Origin of the sequence: Pseudonocardia alaniniphila, assembly GCF_022524485.1 — a bacterium.
In the GTDB taxonomy this organism is placed as follows: domain Bacteria; phylum Actinomycetota; class Actinomycetes; order Mycobacteriales; family Pseudonocardiaceae; genus Pseudonocardia; species Pseudonocardia alaniniphila.
The window spans coordinates 25,620-40,661 of record NZ_JAKXMK010000015.1; the positions used below are offsets into that span (position 1 = coordinate 25,620).

Sequence of the window (15,042 nt, forward strand, 5' to 3'; positions counted from 1 at the left end):
GCTCCGCCCGGGCGGTGGCTGTGACCTGTCCACTGATGTCGCCGGACGCCCTGGCCGGGTTCGGGACCGCCGCTTAGCGTCGTCATCGTGAATCGATCTCGCTCCCCGCTCGCCGTGGTCGCCATGGCCTGCCTGCTCGCCGTCGTCGCGGCGCTGCTGGGCGGGCCGGCAGCGGCCGCCGACGCGCGGCCCACGGCGGTCGTCGCACTGGGCGACAGCGCCGCGTCCGGCGACGGGGCGGGCGACTACGAGCCCGGCACCCGCGGGGAGAACGGCGACTGGTGCCACCGCTCGCCGCACGCGTACATCAACCGCACCGGGCTGGCCCAGCAGTCGGTCAACCTCGCCTGCTCGGGTGCCGACTCCGCCGCCGTGGCCTTCGGCGGGAGCCACAACACCGAGGGGTCGCAGGCGCAGCGCCTCATCGACGTCGCCACCCGCTACCAGGTCACCACCGTCGTCCTGCAGGTCGGCGCCAACGACGACGCCGCGCTCACCGCCACCGGTATCGCCTGCATCGCCGCGTTCCTCGACACGCGCCGGCCCCCGTGCCGCGACACGATCGGGCCGCTGGTCGGCGGCCGCATGGCCGCCACCGCGACCAAGGTCGAGGCGGCGGTACGCGATGTCCGGGAGGCGATGCGCCGGGCGGGCTACGCCGACAACGGCTACCAGCTCGTGCTGATGTCCTATGCCTCACCGGTCACCGAGCACGCGGTGCGCGCGCAGGCGCTCCAAGGCTGTCCCTACAACAAGGCCGACGCCGCGTGGGGCCGCACCACGCTGTTCCCCGCTCTCTCGGCCGCCCTCGCCGGTGTCGCCCAACGCGCGGGCGCGCGGTTCCTCGACATGGTGCGGGCCACGGAGGGCCGCGAGGCCTGCAGCCACCCCCTGCCCGCGGACGAGTGGCAGCGCCGCATCACCGTCGACCCGCAGGCGCTGGTCCACGGCGGTCTCGACGCGGTCGGCTTCCACCTCGCCCAGGAGTCGTTCCACCCCAATGCTGCAGCGCACGCCGAGATGGCGCGTTGCCTCGCCGACTTCGTGCGCTCGCCAGCGCAGGCGGCGTCGTGCGTGACCGGTCCGGACGGCCACAACCGGGTCGAGGCTGCGCACCCGGCCCCGGCGGCGGCCTGAGACGCCTCAGCCGCCCGCGCCGGGCCCGAGGTCTGGTCGCACACCCCGGCCCGGCCGGCAGCGGCCCTGGCGTCAGAGCACCACGAGGTCGCGCGGACGGCCGTTGAGCCGCTCGCAACCGTCGTCGGTCACCACGACGATGTCCTCGATCCGAGCACCCCACTCGCCGTCGAGGTAGACGCCGGGCTCCACGCTGAACGCCATACCCGGCTCCAGCGCCAGCGCGTTCCCGCCGACGATGTAGGGGTCCTCGTGCACGTCCAGTCCGATGCCGTGCCCCGTGCGGTGGACGAACCGCTCGCCGAGGCCTCCGGCGGTGATCGGCTGCCGGGCAGCGGCGTCCACCTGCTCGGCGGTGACACCCGGCCGGACGGCGGCCACAGCACGTTCCTGCGCGTCCTGCAGCACGGCGTAGGACTCGCGCACTGACGCCGGCGGGGTGTCTCCCACGGCGTAGGTGCGGGTGCAGTCGGAGTAGTAGCCGCTGGGCAGCGGGCCGCCGATGTCGATCACGACGACGTCCCCCTCCGCGATCACCCGGTCGGACACGCCGTGGTGCGGGCTGGCGCCGTTGGGCCCGGAGCCGACGATCACGAAGGCGGCCGACGTGTGGCCCTCCTCCACGATCGCCGCGGCGATGTCGGCGCCCACCTGCTCCTCGGTGCGGCCGGGCTTCAGGAACTCGGCCATCCGGGCGTGCACGCGGTCGATCGCCGCTCCGGCCGCACGCAGCTCGGCCACCTCGGCGGCGTCCTTGCGCATCCTCAGATCCCGCAACACCGGACCGGCGAGCTCCTGCAGGACCTCCGGGAGCGCGTCCCGGATACCGAAGACGTGAGCGGCCGGCATCGAGTCCACCACGGCGACCCTGGTCGGCCCGCCCGCGAGATCGCTCACCAGCAGGTAGGGATCTTCGCCGTCGATCCAGGTGACCACCTCCACACCGAGATCGTCCAGAGGGAGCCCGGCGTAACCCGGTGCTTCCAGCCGCGGCACCACGAGGGCCGGGGGCGCCCTGTGGCCGGCAGCGGGTAGCACGAGGCAGGTGAGGCGCTCGTGGGACTCGCCATCGGCACCGATCAGGTAACGCAGATCGGTGCCGGGGGTGACGAGCAGTAAGTCGGTGTCGTGCGCCGCTGCAACCTCTCCGGCACGGCGGATGCGGTCGGCGAGCAGCGCGATCGGAACGGCCGGTGTCATGGATGGCAGCGTATTCCGGCAAGCTGTCCCAGCGTGACCGCGCCTGCGCCCTCTTTGATGCTGCTGGATGCCGCGAGCCTCTACTTCCGCGCCTACTACGGCGTGCCCGAGACGATCACCGCCCCGGACGGCACCCCCGTCAACGCGGTGCGCGGGTTCACCGACATGGTGGCGCGGTTGATCGCCGAACGGCGGCCCACGCGGCTCGTCGCGTGCCTCGACCTGGACTGGCGCCCGGCGTTCCGCGTCGAGGCGCTGCCGTCCTACAAGGCGCACCGGGTGCCCGGTGAGCCCGACGTGGCCCCTGCCGGACTCCCCGAAGAGGTGCCCGACACCCTCGCGCCTCAGGTCCCGATCCTGCTCGAGGTGCTGGCCGCGGCCGGCATCGCCACTGCCGGCGCCGAGGGCTACGAGGCCGACGACGTGATCGGCACGCTCGCCGCGGGTGAGCGGACGGACGCGGTCCTGGCCGTGAGCGGCGACCGTGACCTGATGCAGATCGTGCGCGAGGAACCCGTCCCCGTGCGCCTGCTCTACGTCGGCCGGGGCCTCGCGAAGGCCGAGCACCTGGGCCCGGCCGAGGTGGCCGCGAAGTACGGCGTACCCGTCTCCCGGGCAGGTGAGGCCTACGCCGAGATGGCCATGCTGCGCGGCGACCCGTCCGACGGGCTGCCCGGTGTGCCCGGGGTCGGGGCGAAGACCGCGGCGACGCTCGTCGGCCGCTTCGACTCGTGGGCCGAGCTGGTGGCTGCCGTCACCGACCGTACGGACGCGCGGCTGTCCCCGCCCGTCCGCACCAAGCTGGCCGCGGCGGAGCCGTACCTCGCGGTCGTGGAACCCGTGGTCCGGGTGGCACAGGACGCCCCGGTCCGTCACGACCGGCCCGACGCCCTGCCCGGATCACCTGCCGACCCGGACCGCCTGGCCGCACTGACCGAACGGTGGGGACTCGGCGGCTCGGTCGACCGGCTGCTCGCCGCTCTGGCCAAGTCCGCCGTGGCCGGGTAGGAGGCAGCTCAGAAATACGTGCCGCACCACGGCACCTCGGCTGTGGCGAACGCGGCGTCGGCCCGCCGGACAGCGCCCGGGTCGGGTGCGCTCCACCAGCCCGTGGCCACGAGCTGAGAGGGCGTGCGGTCCCCGAGGTAGGCCATCGCCAGCGCCGCCGCGTCGCACTCCAGCTCCGGCGCCACCGGGCCGCCGAGAGGCCCGACGAACTCCGCGCTGCCGTCGGCGATCCGGTAAACGCCTGCGTTCTTCTCCAGCAACGGGTCGTGCACCGCCAGCAGCACCGGATCGGCGGGCCCGTAGGAGCGGGCGGCGAGAGCCGCGGGGACGTCCACGAGCCGCAACCACGTCTCGTCGTGCTGGCCCGTGACCACACAGGCCCGCGGGTCGCCCAGCAGGAGCTCCAGGGGCTCGTCCAGCGGCCGCAGCTCGGTGCGAACCGAGGTGATCAGGTCGACGCCGAGCAGGAACCGCCAGAGCCCCGCCGTCGCCTGCACGTCCGCGGCCTGCAGGTCGGCGATCTCCAGCGTCTGCTCCGCGAAGCCCGTGGCGGAGGTCCGGAACGCGATCGCGAAGCCGTCGTCGCCGCCTGATCCCGTGTGCACGACACCGAGGGCGGGCTCGCGATCGTCGATGCGATGGCCGAACATGCTCTGCCACCACCGGTCGGGCCGCGTGATGCTCCCGACGCGGTTCAGCGCGAAGGTCTCGTAGACGTCCCGCATCGTCGGGAGGATCTCGTCGCGGTCGAGCAGGCGCACCGACCCACCCAGCGGCGCGCCGGGCCGCCAGCTCGCGCGCTCGGCATTCACGGTGAGGTCTCGCCCGCGGGTGGCCACCCCGTAGCCGAACCGCCCGTAGATCCGCGCCTCGCTGGCCCGCAGCGTTGCCACCGGCTCGCCCCGCGCCGCGACGTCGTCGAGCTGGGTTCGCATCATGGCTGTCAGCAGGCCGCTGCGGGTGTGGTCGGCCCGCACGCCGACGCGCGTGACGGCGGCCATCGGGAGCACGGCGCCACCGGGCACCACGAGCTTGCTCGGGATGGACGTCGCCGTGGCCACCAACGCGCTGCCGTGGTGGATCCCGAGGGTGCGACCGGGGCTGTAGGTCGTGGCCGTGTGGGACCACCGCTGGTCATCGACCGGGCCGCGGTGGATCGTGGCGGCGAAGAGCATGTGGGCCGATCGGAGCTGGTCGGCATCGAGGACGCGGACGTCGGGGTTCACAGAGAGCGATGCTGCCCGAAGCCCTCTCCCCGGCAAACCCGGTTCCGGACCTGCCGTGGGTCAGGCGGGGCGGCCCACCTCGTACGCGCCGTCCGAGCTCGTGATCGTGATCGGGACCTTGACGGTGGCGCCGTCCACGGTGGCCTGGCACTCGAAGCTCGTGCCCTCGGAGACGCGGATCCCCTCGTCACACTGCACGGCGGACACGTCGAGGTTGTAGTTCTGTGCGAGGACCCGCTGCACGCCGTCCTGCAGGGCCGCCTGGTCGAACACCTTGCTGACGAAGAACCCCGGCCACACGAACCCGAGCACGGCGATGACCGCGACGACCACGACGCCGCCGATGATCGGCAGCAGCAGGCGCTTCGCCCCGCTCTTCTCGGCCGGAGCCGGCGCGGGCGGGCGGCCCTGCCCCCACTGCTGCTGACCTGCAGGCTGCTGGCCCGCCCACTGCTGGGTGGGCTGTTGCTGCCCCCAGCCCGGCGATCCGAACTGCTGCGGCCCGCCATAGGGCTGCTGCGGGCCCTGTTGGGGACGGCCATAGGGCGGCTGCCCGAACTGCTGGGGCTGCCCGTACGGCGGCTGACCCGGGTGGGGCTGGCCGTAGGGCGGCAGGCCCGGTTGCGGCTGGGGCGGCTGGCCGTAGGGCGCCATGCCCGGCATGGTCTCCGAGTGCTGCGCCGGCATGCCCGGGACGGTCTCGGTGTGCTGCTTGTGCGGGCTGGCGAACTGCCCGGGCTGGGGCGGCGGCTCGTTGCCCGGGCCCTGTGTCGGCACGGCGCGGGTCTCGGGGCCGGTCGGAACCGCTCGGGTCTCGTCCGGATCCCCGTCCTGTGGCTGCTGGCCCCAGCCGCCGGGCGGCTGCTGACCCCATGCCGGTTGATCCGCCGGGTTCCCCGGAGGACTGCCATGCGGCGGGTTGGGACCCTGGGGCGCGCTCATCGGGGACCTTTCTGCCAGGTGCGGTCGGGCGATCCAAGCACAACCCGATCACGGACCCGGGAACACCCTGCTCAAACGGCGCCGACGGCGACCACGCCGCGCCGCACAGCCGTCACCGCCTGAGCCGCCGCGCGGCCCACACCGTCGCTGCGGCCCATGACACCGGCGATCTGGTCGAGCAGATCGAGCACCTGACGGCACCAGCGCACGAAGTCACCCGCCGAGAGCTCCGCGCCGTTCTGCTCGGCGGCCGTCAGCACGACCGACAGCGACTCGCCCCGAGCCCAGCGGTACATCGGCCAGGCGAAACCGAGGTCGGGCTCACGGGTGCGATCCACCCGGTGGCGGCGCTCGTCGCCCTCCAACTCGGCCCAGGTCCGCACCGTCTTGCCCAGGGCATCCGACACGGGACCCGACGGCACCTGTGGCATCGGGCCGTTGTCCCGTCGCGACTCGTAGACCAGCGACGACACCACGGCGGCCAGCTCCGCGGGCCCCAACCCGTCCCACACGCCGTGGCGCAGGCACTCCGCGGTCAGCAGATCCGACTCACCCCAGAGCCGCGCGAGGCGCTCACCGTGCGCGGTGACCTCGTCGCCGTCGAGATAGCCCCGTTCCGCGAGGATCGCGCGGATCCGGTCGAGGGCCCGCGCCAGGGAGTGGGTGGTCGCCCGCACCTTCTGCCGCAGCTGTTCGGTCTCGCGCTCCAGACGGGCGTACCGGTCCGCCCATCGCGCATGGGCTTCGCGGTCGTCGCAGCCGTGGCACGGGTGGGCACGCAGGGTCCGGCGCAGCGTCGCGAGCTCCGGATCGTCGGTGCCTCCGCCGCGCGAGCGACGCCGGGGCACGGAGGGAGCGACGATCCCGGTGTTGCGCAGCGACGACGCGAGGTCGCGACGCACGCTCGGCGTCCGGTGGTCGACACGCTTGGGCAGCCGCATCCGTCCGAGTGGCTCGACGGGGGTGGGGAAGTCGGCGGAGGAGAGCCTGCCCGCCCACCGGTCCTCGCTGAGCACCAGCGGGCGAGGATCGGCGCCGGGGGCGAGACCGGGGTCGAGCACCACGGCGAGACCGGCACGCCGGCCACCGGGTACCGCGATGACGTCTCCCGGCCGCAGGGCCCGCAGTGACTCGGCCGCGGCCTCTCGCCTGTCGGCCACGCCCTGACGCGACAGCGCCTTCTCCCGTTCCCCGACGCGGCGGCGCAGCGCGGCGTACTCGGCGAAGTCCCCGAGGTGGCAGTGCATCGACTCGGCGTAGCCCGCGAGCGCCTCGTTGTTGCGCTCGATGCGCCGGGCCAGCCCCACCACCGACCGGTCCGCCTGGAACTGCCCGAACGACTTCTCGAGCAGCTCGCGGGCCGCCTCCGTGCCGAGCCGTTTGACCAGGTTGACGGCCATGTTGTAGCCGGGCCGGAACGAACTGCGCAGCGGGTAGGTACGGGTCGACGCGAGTCCGGCGACCTGGACGGGGTCGACCCCGGGCTGCCAGATCACGACCGCGTGGCCCTCCACGTCGATCCCGCGGCGGCCGGCACGGCCCGTGAGCTGCGTGTACTCGCCGGGAGTCAGGTCGGCGTGCGACTCGCCGTTGAACTTGACCAAGCGCTCCAGCACGACGGTGCGAGCGGGCATGTTGATCCCGAGGGCCAGGGTCTCGGTCGCGAACACCGCACGGACCAGGCCACGGACGAACAGCTCCTCCACGGTCTCCTTGAACGCGGGCAGCATCCCGGCGTGGTGGGCCGCGATCCCGCGCTCCAGCGCCTCGAGCCACTCCCAGTACCCGAGGACCGCGAGGTCGGCCTGCGGGAGGTCGACGGTGCGGCGCTCCACCGTGCGCCGGATCTCCTCGGCCTCGACCTCGGTGGTGAGCCGCAGTCCGGAGCGCACGCACTGGCCGACCGCGGCGTCGCAGCCCGCCCTGCTGAAGACGAACGTGATCGCGGGGAGCAGCGCGTTGCGGTCCAGCCGGTCGATCACAGTGGTGCGCGAAGGCGGCCGGAACCGGCTGGAGGACCGGCCGTTCCCGCCACCGCGCGGGCCGCGCCCCCGTCCCCGGTCCCACACGGCGCTCTGCCGGTCGAGATCGCGGGTGTAGCGCACGAGGTCGGGGTCCACCTTCAGCTCGCCCGCGGCGTCCTCGCCCGCGAACAGGTCCAGGAGCCGGTTGCCGACCATCATGTGCTGCCACAGCGGCACCGGCCGGTGCTCGTCGACCACCACGGTGGTGTCGCCGCGCACGGTCACCAGCCAGTCGCCGAACTCCTCGGCGTTACTCACGGTGGCCGACAGGCTCACCAGTGCGACGTGCTCCGGGAGCTGGAGGATGACCTCCTCCCAGACGGCACCGCGGAAGCGGTCGGCGAGGTAGTGCACCTCGTCCATCACCACGAAGCCCAGGTGTTCGAGCTGGTGGGACCCGGCGTAGATCATGTTGCGCAGCACCTCGGTGGTCATCACCACCACCTGCGCGTCACCGTTGATGACGGTGTCGCCGGTCAGCAGCCCGACGGCGTCGGCACCGTGGCGCTGTACGAGGTCGGCGTACTTCTGGTTCGACAGTGCCTTGATCGGGGTCGTGTAGAAGCACTTGAGACCCTGGGCGAGCGCGAGATGCACCGCGAACTCACCGACCACGGTCTTCCCGGCACCGGTCGGTGCGCATACGAGGACCCCGTGCCCGTCTTCGAGAGCGGAACACGCCGTCTGTTGGAACCCGTCGAGCTCGAAGGGGAGACTCCCTGCGAACTCCGCGAGGCGGGGACGTGCGGCGCGGCTCCTGGCGGCGGCGTATGCCTCCGCGGGAGCGGGATTGCTGCTGGCCACCGGCCCAGGTTTCCACATCGGAGCACCGTCAATCGGGACTGCCCGGTCACAACGGGGCAATCGCGCGTCATGAGAGGGTCGTCCCGTGTCCTCGCTCTCCGAAACCGCTCCCGCATTCGTCGCACTTGCCCACCGCATCGTCTGGGCCACCACCGCCACCGTCGACCCCCAGGGCAGGCCGTGGACCCGGATCCTGCACCCCATCTGGGAGTGGGACGGAGAGCGTCTGACCGGCTGGGTCGGCACCGGACCGACCCCGACGAAACAGGCGCACCTGACCGCCCACCCGTACGTCTCGCTGACCTACTGGGACCCCTCGCAGGACACCGCCACCGCCCAGTGCCGGGCGACCCTGCACACCGACGAGGAGACGCGGACCGAGCTGTGGGAGCGCTTCCGCACGGCCCCGGAGCCGGTCGGCTACGACCCGGCGATCATCTCCGGCTGGGACGGGCCGCTCTCCCCCGGATTCGCGGCACTGCGGCTGGAGCCCTGGCGCCTGCAGGTGCAGCCCGCGGCGGTGCTGCTGGCGGGTGAGAACGACCGGATCATGGTGTGGCGCGAGGCGGCCTGAGCCCGCCGCCTTACCTCCCACGTCATCGACCGGGCACCCCGCACCGGCCCAAGCTGGTACCCGACGGCCGGACAGCCCGGCCGCCGGACCGGGGAGGAACCATGACCACCTACGCCGTCGCGCACATGCGCGAGGTCACCATCGGGCCGGCGATCGTCGAGTACCTGGAGCGGATCGACGCGACACTCGAGCCGTTCGGCGGCCGGTTCATCGTGCACGGCGCCGAGACGACAGTGGTCGAGGGCGAGTTCCCCGGTCATCTCATCGTGCTCGCCTTTCCCACGCGGCAGCAGGCGCAGGACTGGTACGACTCACCGGCCTACCGGGCGATCCTCCCGCTGCGCACGGAGAACTCGATCGCGGACGTACTGCTGGTGGACGGTGTGGGACCGGACCACAAGGCCACCGACGTGCTCCGTGCCCCGGTGAGCGCTCCGCCGGCAGCCGCGCAGGCGTAGCTGGGCAGCAGTGGCGGCGGAGCGGCTCGGGGTCAGGTGGCGTCGTCGACCCGGCGGGCGGAGTCGGAGTTGTTGTGCGGCACCTCGATCGGGCCAGGGGGGTCGAGGGTGCTCGGCTGGTCGATCGAGCTCGGGCTGACGTCGATCTTGCTCGGCGTGGTGTCGATGGGACTCGGGGCGTCGGGGTCCCACTCGTCCCAGCCCTCGGCGGCACGGCGCGCGGCGCGACGACGGTCGTTGATCCTCGTGATCTGGATGGCGACCTCGAACAACGCCACGAGGGCCAGCGCGAGCGCCAGCATCGAGATCGGGTCCTGACCGGGCGTGGCGATCGCGGCGAAGACGAACAGGGCGAAGATCAGCCCCCGCCGCCACGCCTTGAGCTTCTCGTAGGAGATGACGCCCGCGAGGTTCAGCATCACCACGAGCAGGGGGATCTCGAAGCTGACCCCGAAGATCAGCAGCAGCGCGATGATGAACGAGAAGTAGTACTCACCGGTCAGCGCCGTGGTCTGCACCTCGTCGCCGATGCTGAGCAGGAAGCTCAGGCCCTGGGTGACCACCAGGAAGGCCAGCACCGCCCCGAAGACGAACAGCACCGCGGCGACGGAGACGAAGGTGAGCGCGTAGCGCCGCTCCTTCGCGTAGAGACCGGGGGTGATGAACCCCCAGATCTGGTACAGCCACACCGGGCAGGCCAGCACGATGCCGGCCGTCATGGCGACCTTCAGCCGGAGGTTGAACTGGTCGAACGGACCCGTCGCGAGCAGGGTGCAGGCGTTGGGATCCGCGCTGAACTGACCGCGCGACGAGGCGGGAATGGCGCAGTAGGGCTCCTTGAGCAGGTCGCCCAGGCTGGGCAGGCCGAAGAAGTTCGTGCCGTACCAGATGTAACCGATGATCGTGGTGAGCGCGATCGCGATCAGCGCGATGGCGAGCCGGTTGCGCAGCTCGTAGAGATGCTCGATGAGAGTCATCGTGCCGTCGGGGTTCTTCGGCCGACGGCTGCCGAACTTCACGGAGAACTTGGCCACCGGGCTGGGCTACTGCCCGGTGTTGCTGGCACCCGGCTGTGTGGTGCGGGTGCTCTCCGTCCGGGGCTCCTGGGCCTGTGCCGGCTGCTGAACCTGTGCGGGCTGCGCTGCGGGAAGGGCCGCGGGCGGCGCGGGCGGCGCAGGCTGGGCGGCCGGCTTGTCGGTGGTGCCGGCAGCGTCCTCGCGCGTCTCGTCGCTCTTCATGCCCTTCATCTCGCCCTTGAAGACACGGGCGGACTGTCCGATGGAACGCGCCATGTCCGGGAGCCGCTTGGCACCGAACAAGAGCACCAAGATCCCGATGAGGATCACGAATTCCCAGCCACCGAGGCTCGGCATGATTCTCGTCCTTCCGCCGTGGGCACGTGCCGCGGAGTCTACGCCGCCCGGAACGCCCGATACGGGCGCGGGCCTGCCCCGATGTATTGGTCGTTGCTCATTCGTAAGGGCGTCGCCGGGAGTTCACCAGCTGCTGCAACAGAGCCATGCGCCCTCGCGTGTCGACCTGCAGCTCAGCACTCGCCCGACGGAACCGGCGCACCGGCGGCACGGCCAGCGCCAGCACGAGCGCCAGCAGCACGAGCCCGGCGCCCGCGGTGACCACCGCGGGGAGGAACTCACCCATCGTTTCGCTCCCCGTCCTCGTCGCCGTCCTGATCGCCGGTCTGATCGACACCGCCCGCCTCCGCGGCGGTCAGTGCCTCGCGCGCCCGGCGGCCGATTGTCTCCACCAGTTCCGGTGGCTCCAGCAGCCGCGCCCCGCCGCCGAGCCCCAGCACCAGCCGGACCAGCCATGCCGGGTCGGCGTAGCGCAGCAGCACCCTCGCCCGGTTCCCGTCGAGCTCCACGACCTCGTCGACGGGGTAGTACTCCGCCACCCACCGGGCCTCGGGCTCCAGCAGCAGCACGGCGGACCGGTGGTCCTCGCTGGGACGGAACAGGCCGTGGGACACGTCGGAGGGCTCGGCGTCCGGCGGCGGGGCGGCCGGCTCGTCGAGCACCTCGACCTCCTCGACGCGGTCCAGCCGGAACATCCGCACCGCCTCGGCCCGGCGGCACCAGGCCTCCAGGTAGGCGCGCCCCTCCACGATCAGCAGCCGCATCGGGTCGATCGTGCGCTGTGAGACGGCGTCGCGCCCCGCCGTGTAGTAGACGATGCGCAGCGCCCGCCCCGCGTCCAGCGCGTCCCGGACGGTCGCGGTGGCCGCCGCCTCCTCGTGTGGCAGATCGACCGCCACGCCCACGCTGCCCGCGTCACCGACCGCCCGCTCGATCTTCGCGGTGGCCCGTTGCACCGCCGCCGTGTCGACCATGCCGGGCACCTCGGCCAGCGTGCGCAGGGCCACCAAGAGCGCGGTGGCCTCCGCCGTGGTGAGCCGTAGCGGGCGGCGCATCCCGGCGTCGTGGGTGACGGTGACGGTGTCGCCGGAGAACGACAGATCCACCAGGTCGCCCGGCCCGTACCCGGGGAGGCCGCACATCCAGAGCAGCTCGAGGTCGCGGCGCAGCTGCCGTTCGGTGACGCCGAAGTCGGCCGCGGCCTCGGCGACCGGGATGCCCGGCCGCGCAAGCAGGTAGGGCACCAGCGACAGCAGCCGCGGCAGCCGCTCGGTGACCCCGCCGCTGCTCACCGCCACGTCCCGGCACGGTCGGGGCGGCGCAGGCGTCCGACGGGGCCGCCCACGTCGGTGACGAGGGTGGGGGCGCCGGTGACTGCGTCGCCCGTGGCATCGGAGCCATGCGTCGCCGCCGATGCCGCCCAGTTGCTCCGGACCGCCTCGGCGAGGCTCTCCGGGCCGAGCACCGCGACGTCGGGACCGTGACCGGCGAGCCAGCGGGCCACGGTCTCGACGCTGCGCAGATCGAGCTCCATCTCGTCGCCGGGCCGTCCGCCGTGCGTGCGGGGGCCGATCATCCGCGCGAGCCTGCGCAGGCCCTGCGCCCTGCCCTCGGCGACCCACACCCTGGCGGTGCCGCTGACCGGGGGCGGGTCGACGTTGTGGCGCACCATCGCCATGAGGTCGATATCGGCGGGCACCGTGACGGCGCCCGCGGGACCGACCGGGGTGACGGAGTCGCTGATGCGCGACACCCGGAACGAACGGGGCGCGTTGCGGTCGCGGTCGTGCCCGACGAGGTACCAGCGCCCCCGCCACGACACGACGCCCCACGGTTCGACGATCCGCCGTTGCAGCGCGCCGCCGGGACCACCACGGCGGTGCTCGAACATGACGACGCGCCCGGAACGCACCGCGGCGAGCAGGGGCGCGAACGCCGGCTCGGTGGTGCGCACGCGCGGCTGCACGCGGCCCTGTTCCTCGTCGACCTCGACGCCCGCGGCGCGCAGCTTGACCAGCGCGCTGTGGGCGGGTGCCGCCAGGTCGGGGGAATCCCACAACCGGGCCGCGAGCGCGACGGCGGCGGCCTCGTCGGGCTCCAGGTCGATCTCGCCCAGCTCGTAGTCCTGGCGGGCGATCCGGTAGCCGTCGACCGTGTCGAAGCTCGACATGCGCCCGGTCTCGAGCGGCACACCGAGCTCCCGCAGCTCGTTCTTGTCCCTCTCGAACATCCGGAAGAACGCCTCGTCGCCCCGGGCGTCGGCATAGCCCGGCACGATCTGGCGGATCCGCTCGGCAGGAAGGAACTGCCGGGTGGACAGCAGGCAGAGCACCAGGTTCACCAGACGCTCGGCCCGTGCAGAGGACACGTCCGGCATCGTACGACCGCCGCCGCCCGCATCGTGGGCGACCGGCGCAACCTGGTCGGGTGTCTCAGCTTGCGACACCCGAACCCTTGACCCGATCACCCCCCGAGCCGAGGCTCTGCGAGGTATCCGCCGGACCGGGGAGAGGCACCGTGGACCACACAGACACCAATGCAGGCCCGACCGGCGACACGGACCGTGTCGAGACGTTCAACCCATGGACGGTGGTCAACCTCGTGTTCCACCACCTCGCTGACCAGGGCCTCCACCCGGTGCTGGGCGAGACCGGGGACCCCGCGGTGCCGGCCACGGCGCTGTTGCGCGCGTTCGGGATCGAGCCGGGCCGCAACGACGAGAGCGTGACCTCGCCGCTGGTGCAGGACGAGCTGGCCGAGCTGCGCGCCCGGATGCTGGGCGAGCGCTGACGGACTGACACGGGCGCGGATACGAGTGCTGCGGCACCCGTATCCGCGCGAGCGCTACAGAGAGGCGATCAGCCGGTCGACGCGCTCGTCGACCGCGCGGAACGGGTCCTTGCACAGCACGGTGCGCTGCGCCTGGTCGTTGAGCTTGAGGTGCACCCAGTCGACCGTGAAGTCCCGCCCCGCAGCCTGGGCGGCGGCGATGAAGTCGCCGCGCAGCTTGGCTCGCGTGGTCTGCGGCGGGGTGTCCTTGGCCGCCTCGATCTCCCCGTCGTCGGTGACCCGGTCGACCATGCCCTTGCGCTGCAGCAGGTCGAACAGCCCGCGGCCACGCCGGATGTCGTGGTAGGCCAGGTCGAGCTGCGCGATACGCGGGCTCGCCAGGTCCAGGTCGTTGCGACGGCGGTACCGCTCGACCAGCCGGTGCTTGATCGCCCAGTCGATCTCGCGGTCGATCAGCGACAGGTCCTGCGACTCGACGGCGTCGAGGGTGCGCCCCCACAGCTCGAGCACCCGCTCCATCGTCGGGTCCTCGGTGCCACGGGTGGCGACGTGCTCGACCGCGCGGCTGTAGTACTCGCGCTGGATGTCCAGCGCGCTCGCCTCCCGCCCACCGGCGAGCCGGACCGTGCGCTTGCCGGTCAGGTCGTGGCTGATCTCGCGGATCGCGCGGATCGGGTTGTCGAGGGTGAAGTCCCGGAACTGAACGCCCGCCTCGATCATCTCGAGCACGAGGGTGGCCGAGCCGACCTTGAGCAGCGTGGTGACCTCGGACATGTTCGAGTCGCCGACGATCACGTGCAGCCTGCGGTAACGCTCGGCGTCGGCGTGCGGCTCGTCGCGGGTGTTGATGATCGGGCGCGAGCGGGTGGTGGCCGAGGAGACCCCCTCCCAGATGTGCTCGGCGCGCTGCGACAGGCAGTACACGGCACCCCGGGGCGTCTGGAGCACCTTGCCCGCGCCGCAGATCAGCTGGCGGGTGACCAGAAAGGGCAGCAGCACGTCCGCGATCCGCGAGAATTCCCCGGCCCGTGCGACCAGGTAGTTCTCGTGGCAGCCATAGGAGTTGCCTGCGGAGTCGGTGTTGTTCTTGAACAGGTAGATGTCGCCGCCGATGCCTTCGTCGACGAGCCTGCGCTCGGCGTCGACCAACAGGTCTTCGAGGATGCGCTCACCCGCCTTGTCGTGTGCGACGAGTTGGGTGAGGGAGTCGCACTCCGCCGTGGCGTACTCGGGGTGACTTCCGACGTCGAGGTAGAGCCGGGCACCATTGCGTAGGAAGACGTTCGACGAGCGCCCCCACGACACGACCCGGCGGAACAGGTAACGCGCAACCTCATCAGGTGAGAGTCGCCGCTGTCCGTGGAAGGTGCATGTGACCCCGAATTCGGTCTCCACACCGTAGATCCGCCGCTGCATCCCGTCAGAGTAGGCGCAGTACGCCCCCTGATGTCATGGCTGTGACCGACCGGTTCGGGCGCGTCGTCCGAGTAGTTCTACTGAAGCCGG

General features: G+C 72.3%; 15 protein-coding genes. 5 read left to right on the forward strand and 10 right to left on the reverse strand.

Annotated features, from left to right (window positions below):
* The first annotated feature begins 87 nt into the window (after positions 1–87).
* The gene (locus MMF94_RS17855; RefSeq protein ID WP_241037991.1) at positions 88–1,137 is read left to right on the forward strand and encodes a GDSL-type esterase/lipase family protein; all 1,050 of its coding nucleotides are present in this window, start codon (positions 88–90) and stop codon (positions 1,135–1,137) included.
* Between the two features lie 72 nt (positions 1,138–1,209).
* Here the strand turns inward: MMF94_RS17855 and MMF94_RS17860 are convergent, their stop codons facing one another.
* Complete coding sequence (locus tag MMF94_RS17860) at positions 1,210–2,337, reverse strand: M24 family metallopeptidase (protein WP_241037993.1); 1,128 nt, start codon at positions 2,335–2,337, stop codon at positions 1,210–1,212.
* A 57-nt stretch (positions 2,338–2,394) separates the two neighbouring features.
* Between MMF94_RS17860 and MMF94_RS17865 the strand changes: the two genes are divergently transcribed.
* The gene (locus MMF94_RS17865) at positions 2,395–3,345 is read left to right on the forward strand and encodes a 5'-3' exonuclease (RefSeq protein ID WP_241038271.1); all 951 of its coding nucleotides are present in this window, start codon (positions 2,395–2,397) and stop codon (positions 3,343–3,345) included.
* Between the two features lie 8 nt (positions 3,346–3,353).
* Here MMF94_RS17865 and MMF94_RS17870 read toward each other — a convergent pair whose 3' ends face one another.
* The 3 genes from MMF94_RS17870 to MMF94_RS17880 all read right to left on the reverse strand — a co-directional run bounded on the left by MMF94_RS17870 (position 3,354) and on the right by MMF94_RS17880 (position 8,341).
* Positions 3,354–4,571, reverse strand: coding sequence for a GNAT family N-acetyltransferase (locus MMF94_RS17870; protein ID WP_241037995.1), 1,218 nt, complete (start codon positions 4,569–4,571; stop codon positions 3,354–3,356).
* Between the two features lie 60 nt (positions 4,572–4,631).
* Entirely contained in the window at positions 4,632–5,513 is an 882-nt protein-coding gene (locus tag MMF94_RS17875) for a DUF4333 domain-containing protein (protein WP_241037997.1), read from the reverse strand.
* Between the two features lie 71 nt (positions 5,514–5,584).
* Complete coding sequence (locus tag MMF94_RS17880) at positions 5,585–8,341, reverse strand: DEAD/DEAH box helicase (protein ID WP_241037999.1); 2,757 nt, start codon at positions 8,339–8,341, stop codon at positions 5,585–5,587.
* An 85-nt stretch (positions 8,342–8,426) separates the two neighbouring features.
* Here MMF94_RS17880 and MMF94_RS17885 point away from each other — a divergent pair, with 85 nt between their 5' ends.
* Positions 8,427–8,915 carry a pyridoxamine 5'-phosphate oxidase family protein gene (locus MMF94_RS17885; RefSeq protein WP_241038001.1) on the forward strand — a complete coding sequence of 163 codons (489 nt, stop codon included), beginning with the start codon at positions 8,427–8,429 and terminating at the stop codon, positions 8,913–8,915.
* A gap of 101 nt (positions 8,916–9,016) precedes the next feature.
* Complete coding sequence (locus tag MMF94_RS17890) at positions 9,017–9,373, forward strand: DUF1330 domain-containing protein (RefSeq protein ID WP_241038003.1); 357 nt, start codon at positions 9,017–9,019, stop codon at positions 9,371–9,373.
* A gap of 32 nt (positions 9,374–9,405) precedes the next feature.
* Here the strand turns inward: MMF94_RS17890 and tatC are convergent, their stop codons facing one another.
* From tatC to MMF94_RS17915, 5 genes are all read right to left on the reverse strand, one after another.
* The gene (tatC, locus tag MMF94_RS17895) at positions 9,406–10,350 is read right to left on the reverse strand and encodes a twin-arginine translocase subunit TatC (protein ID WP_379660604.1); all 945 of its coding nucleotides are present in this window, start codon (positions 10,348–10,350) and stop codon (positions 9,406–9,408) included.
* A gap of 66 nt (positions 10,351–10,416) precedes the next feature.
* Positions 10,417–10,746, reverse strand: a complete 330-nt coding sequence (gene tatA / locus MMF94_RS17900) for a Sec-independent protein translocase subunit TatA (RefSeq protein ID WP_241038007.1) — start codon at positions 10,744–10,746, stop codon at positions 10,417–10,419.
* Positions 10,747–10,843: 97 nt separating this feature from the next.
* Positions 10,844–11,032, reverse strand: a complete 189-nt coding sequence (locus MMF94_RS17905) for a hypothetical protein (protein WP_241038009.1) — start codon at positions 11,030–11,032, stop codon at positions 10,844–10,846.
* On the reverse strand, positions 11,025–12,044 hold the full coding sequence (locus MMF94_RS17910) for a helix-turn-helix transcriptional regulator (RefSeq protein ID WP_241038011.1): 1,020 nt from the start codon (positions 12,042–12,044) through the stop codon (positions 11,025–11,027). The genes MMF94_RS17905 and MMF94_RS17910 overlap by 8 nt, the downstream gene beginning before the upstream one ends.
* The gene (locus tag MMF94_RS17915) at positions 12,035–13,114 is read right to left on the reverse strand and encodes a helix-turn-helix transcriptional regulator (protein ID WP_241038013.1); all 1,080 of its coding nucleotides are present in this window, start codon (positions 13,112–13,114) and stop codon (positions 12,035–12,037) included. The genes MMF94_RS17910 and MMF94_RS17915 overlap by 10 nt, the downstream gene beginning before the upstream one ends.
* Before the next feature lie 149 nt (positions 13,115–13,263).
* Between MMF94_RS17915 and MMF94_RS17920 the strand changes: the two genes are divergently transcribed.
* Positions 13,264–13,536: a hypothetical protein gene (locus MMF94_RS17920; protein WP_241038015.1), complete on the forward strand. Its 273-nt coding sequence runs from the start codon at positions 13,264–13,266 to the stop codon at positions 13,534–13,536.
* Positions 13,537–13,590: 54 nt separating this feature from the next.
* On the opposite strand, the gene pafA is transcribed toward MMF94_RS17920, so the two are convergent.
* A complete protein-coding gene (gene pafA, locus MMF94_RS17925) occupies positions 13,591–14,952 on the reverse strand; it encodes a Pup--protein ligase (RefSeq protein WP_241038017.1) in 1,362 nt (453 codons plus the stop codon).
* Positions 14,953–15,042: the final 90 nt, after the last annotated feature.

What these genes read in the sequence shown, in the direction of transcription:
- MMF94_RS17860 (WP_241037993.1), bottom strand. Translation starts at nt 2,337, where the DNA reads ATGACACCGGCCGTTCCGATCGCGCTGCTCGCCGACCGCATCCGCCGT.
- MMF94_RS17865 (WP_241038271.1), top strand. Translation starts at nt 2,395, where the DNA reads ATGCTGCTGGATGCCGCGAGCCTCTACTTCCGCGCCTACTACGGCGTG.
- MMF94_RS17875 (WP_241037997.1), bottom strand. Translation starts at nt 5,513, where the DNA reads ATGAGCGCGCCCCAGGGTCCCAACCCGCCGCATGGCAGTCCTCCGGGG.
- MMF94_RS17890 (WP_241038003.1), top strand. Translation starts at nt 9,017, where the DNA reads ATGACCACCTACGCCGTCGCGCACATGCGCGAGGTCACCATCGGGCCG.
- tatC (WP_379660604.1), bottom strand. Translation starts at nt 10,350, where the DNA reads ATGACTCTCATCGAGCATCTCTACGAGCTGCGCAACCGGCTCGCCATC.
- tatA (WP_241038007.1), bottom strand. Translation starts at nt 10,746, where the DNA reads ATGCCGAGCCTCGGTGGCTGGGAATTCGTGATCCTCATCGGGATCTTG.
- MMF94_RS17905 (WP_241038009.1), bottom strand. Translation starts at nt 11,032, where the DNA reads ATGGGTGAGTTCCTCCCCGCGGTGGTCACCGCGGGCGCCGGGCTCGTG.
- pafA (WP_241038017.1), bottom strand. Translation starts at nt 14,952, where the DNA reads ATGCAGCGGCGGATCTACGGTGTGGAGACCGAATTCGGGGTCACATGC.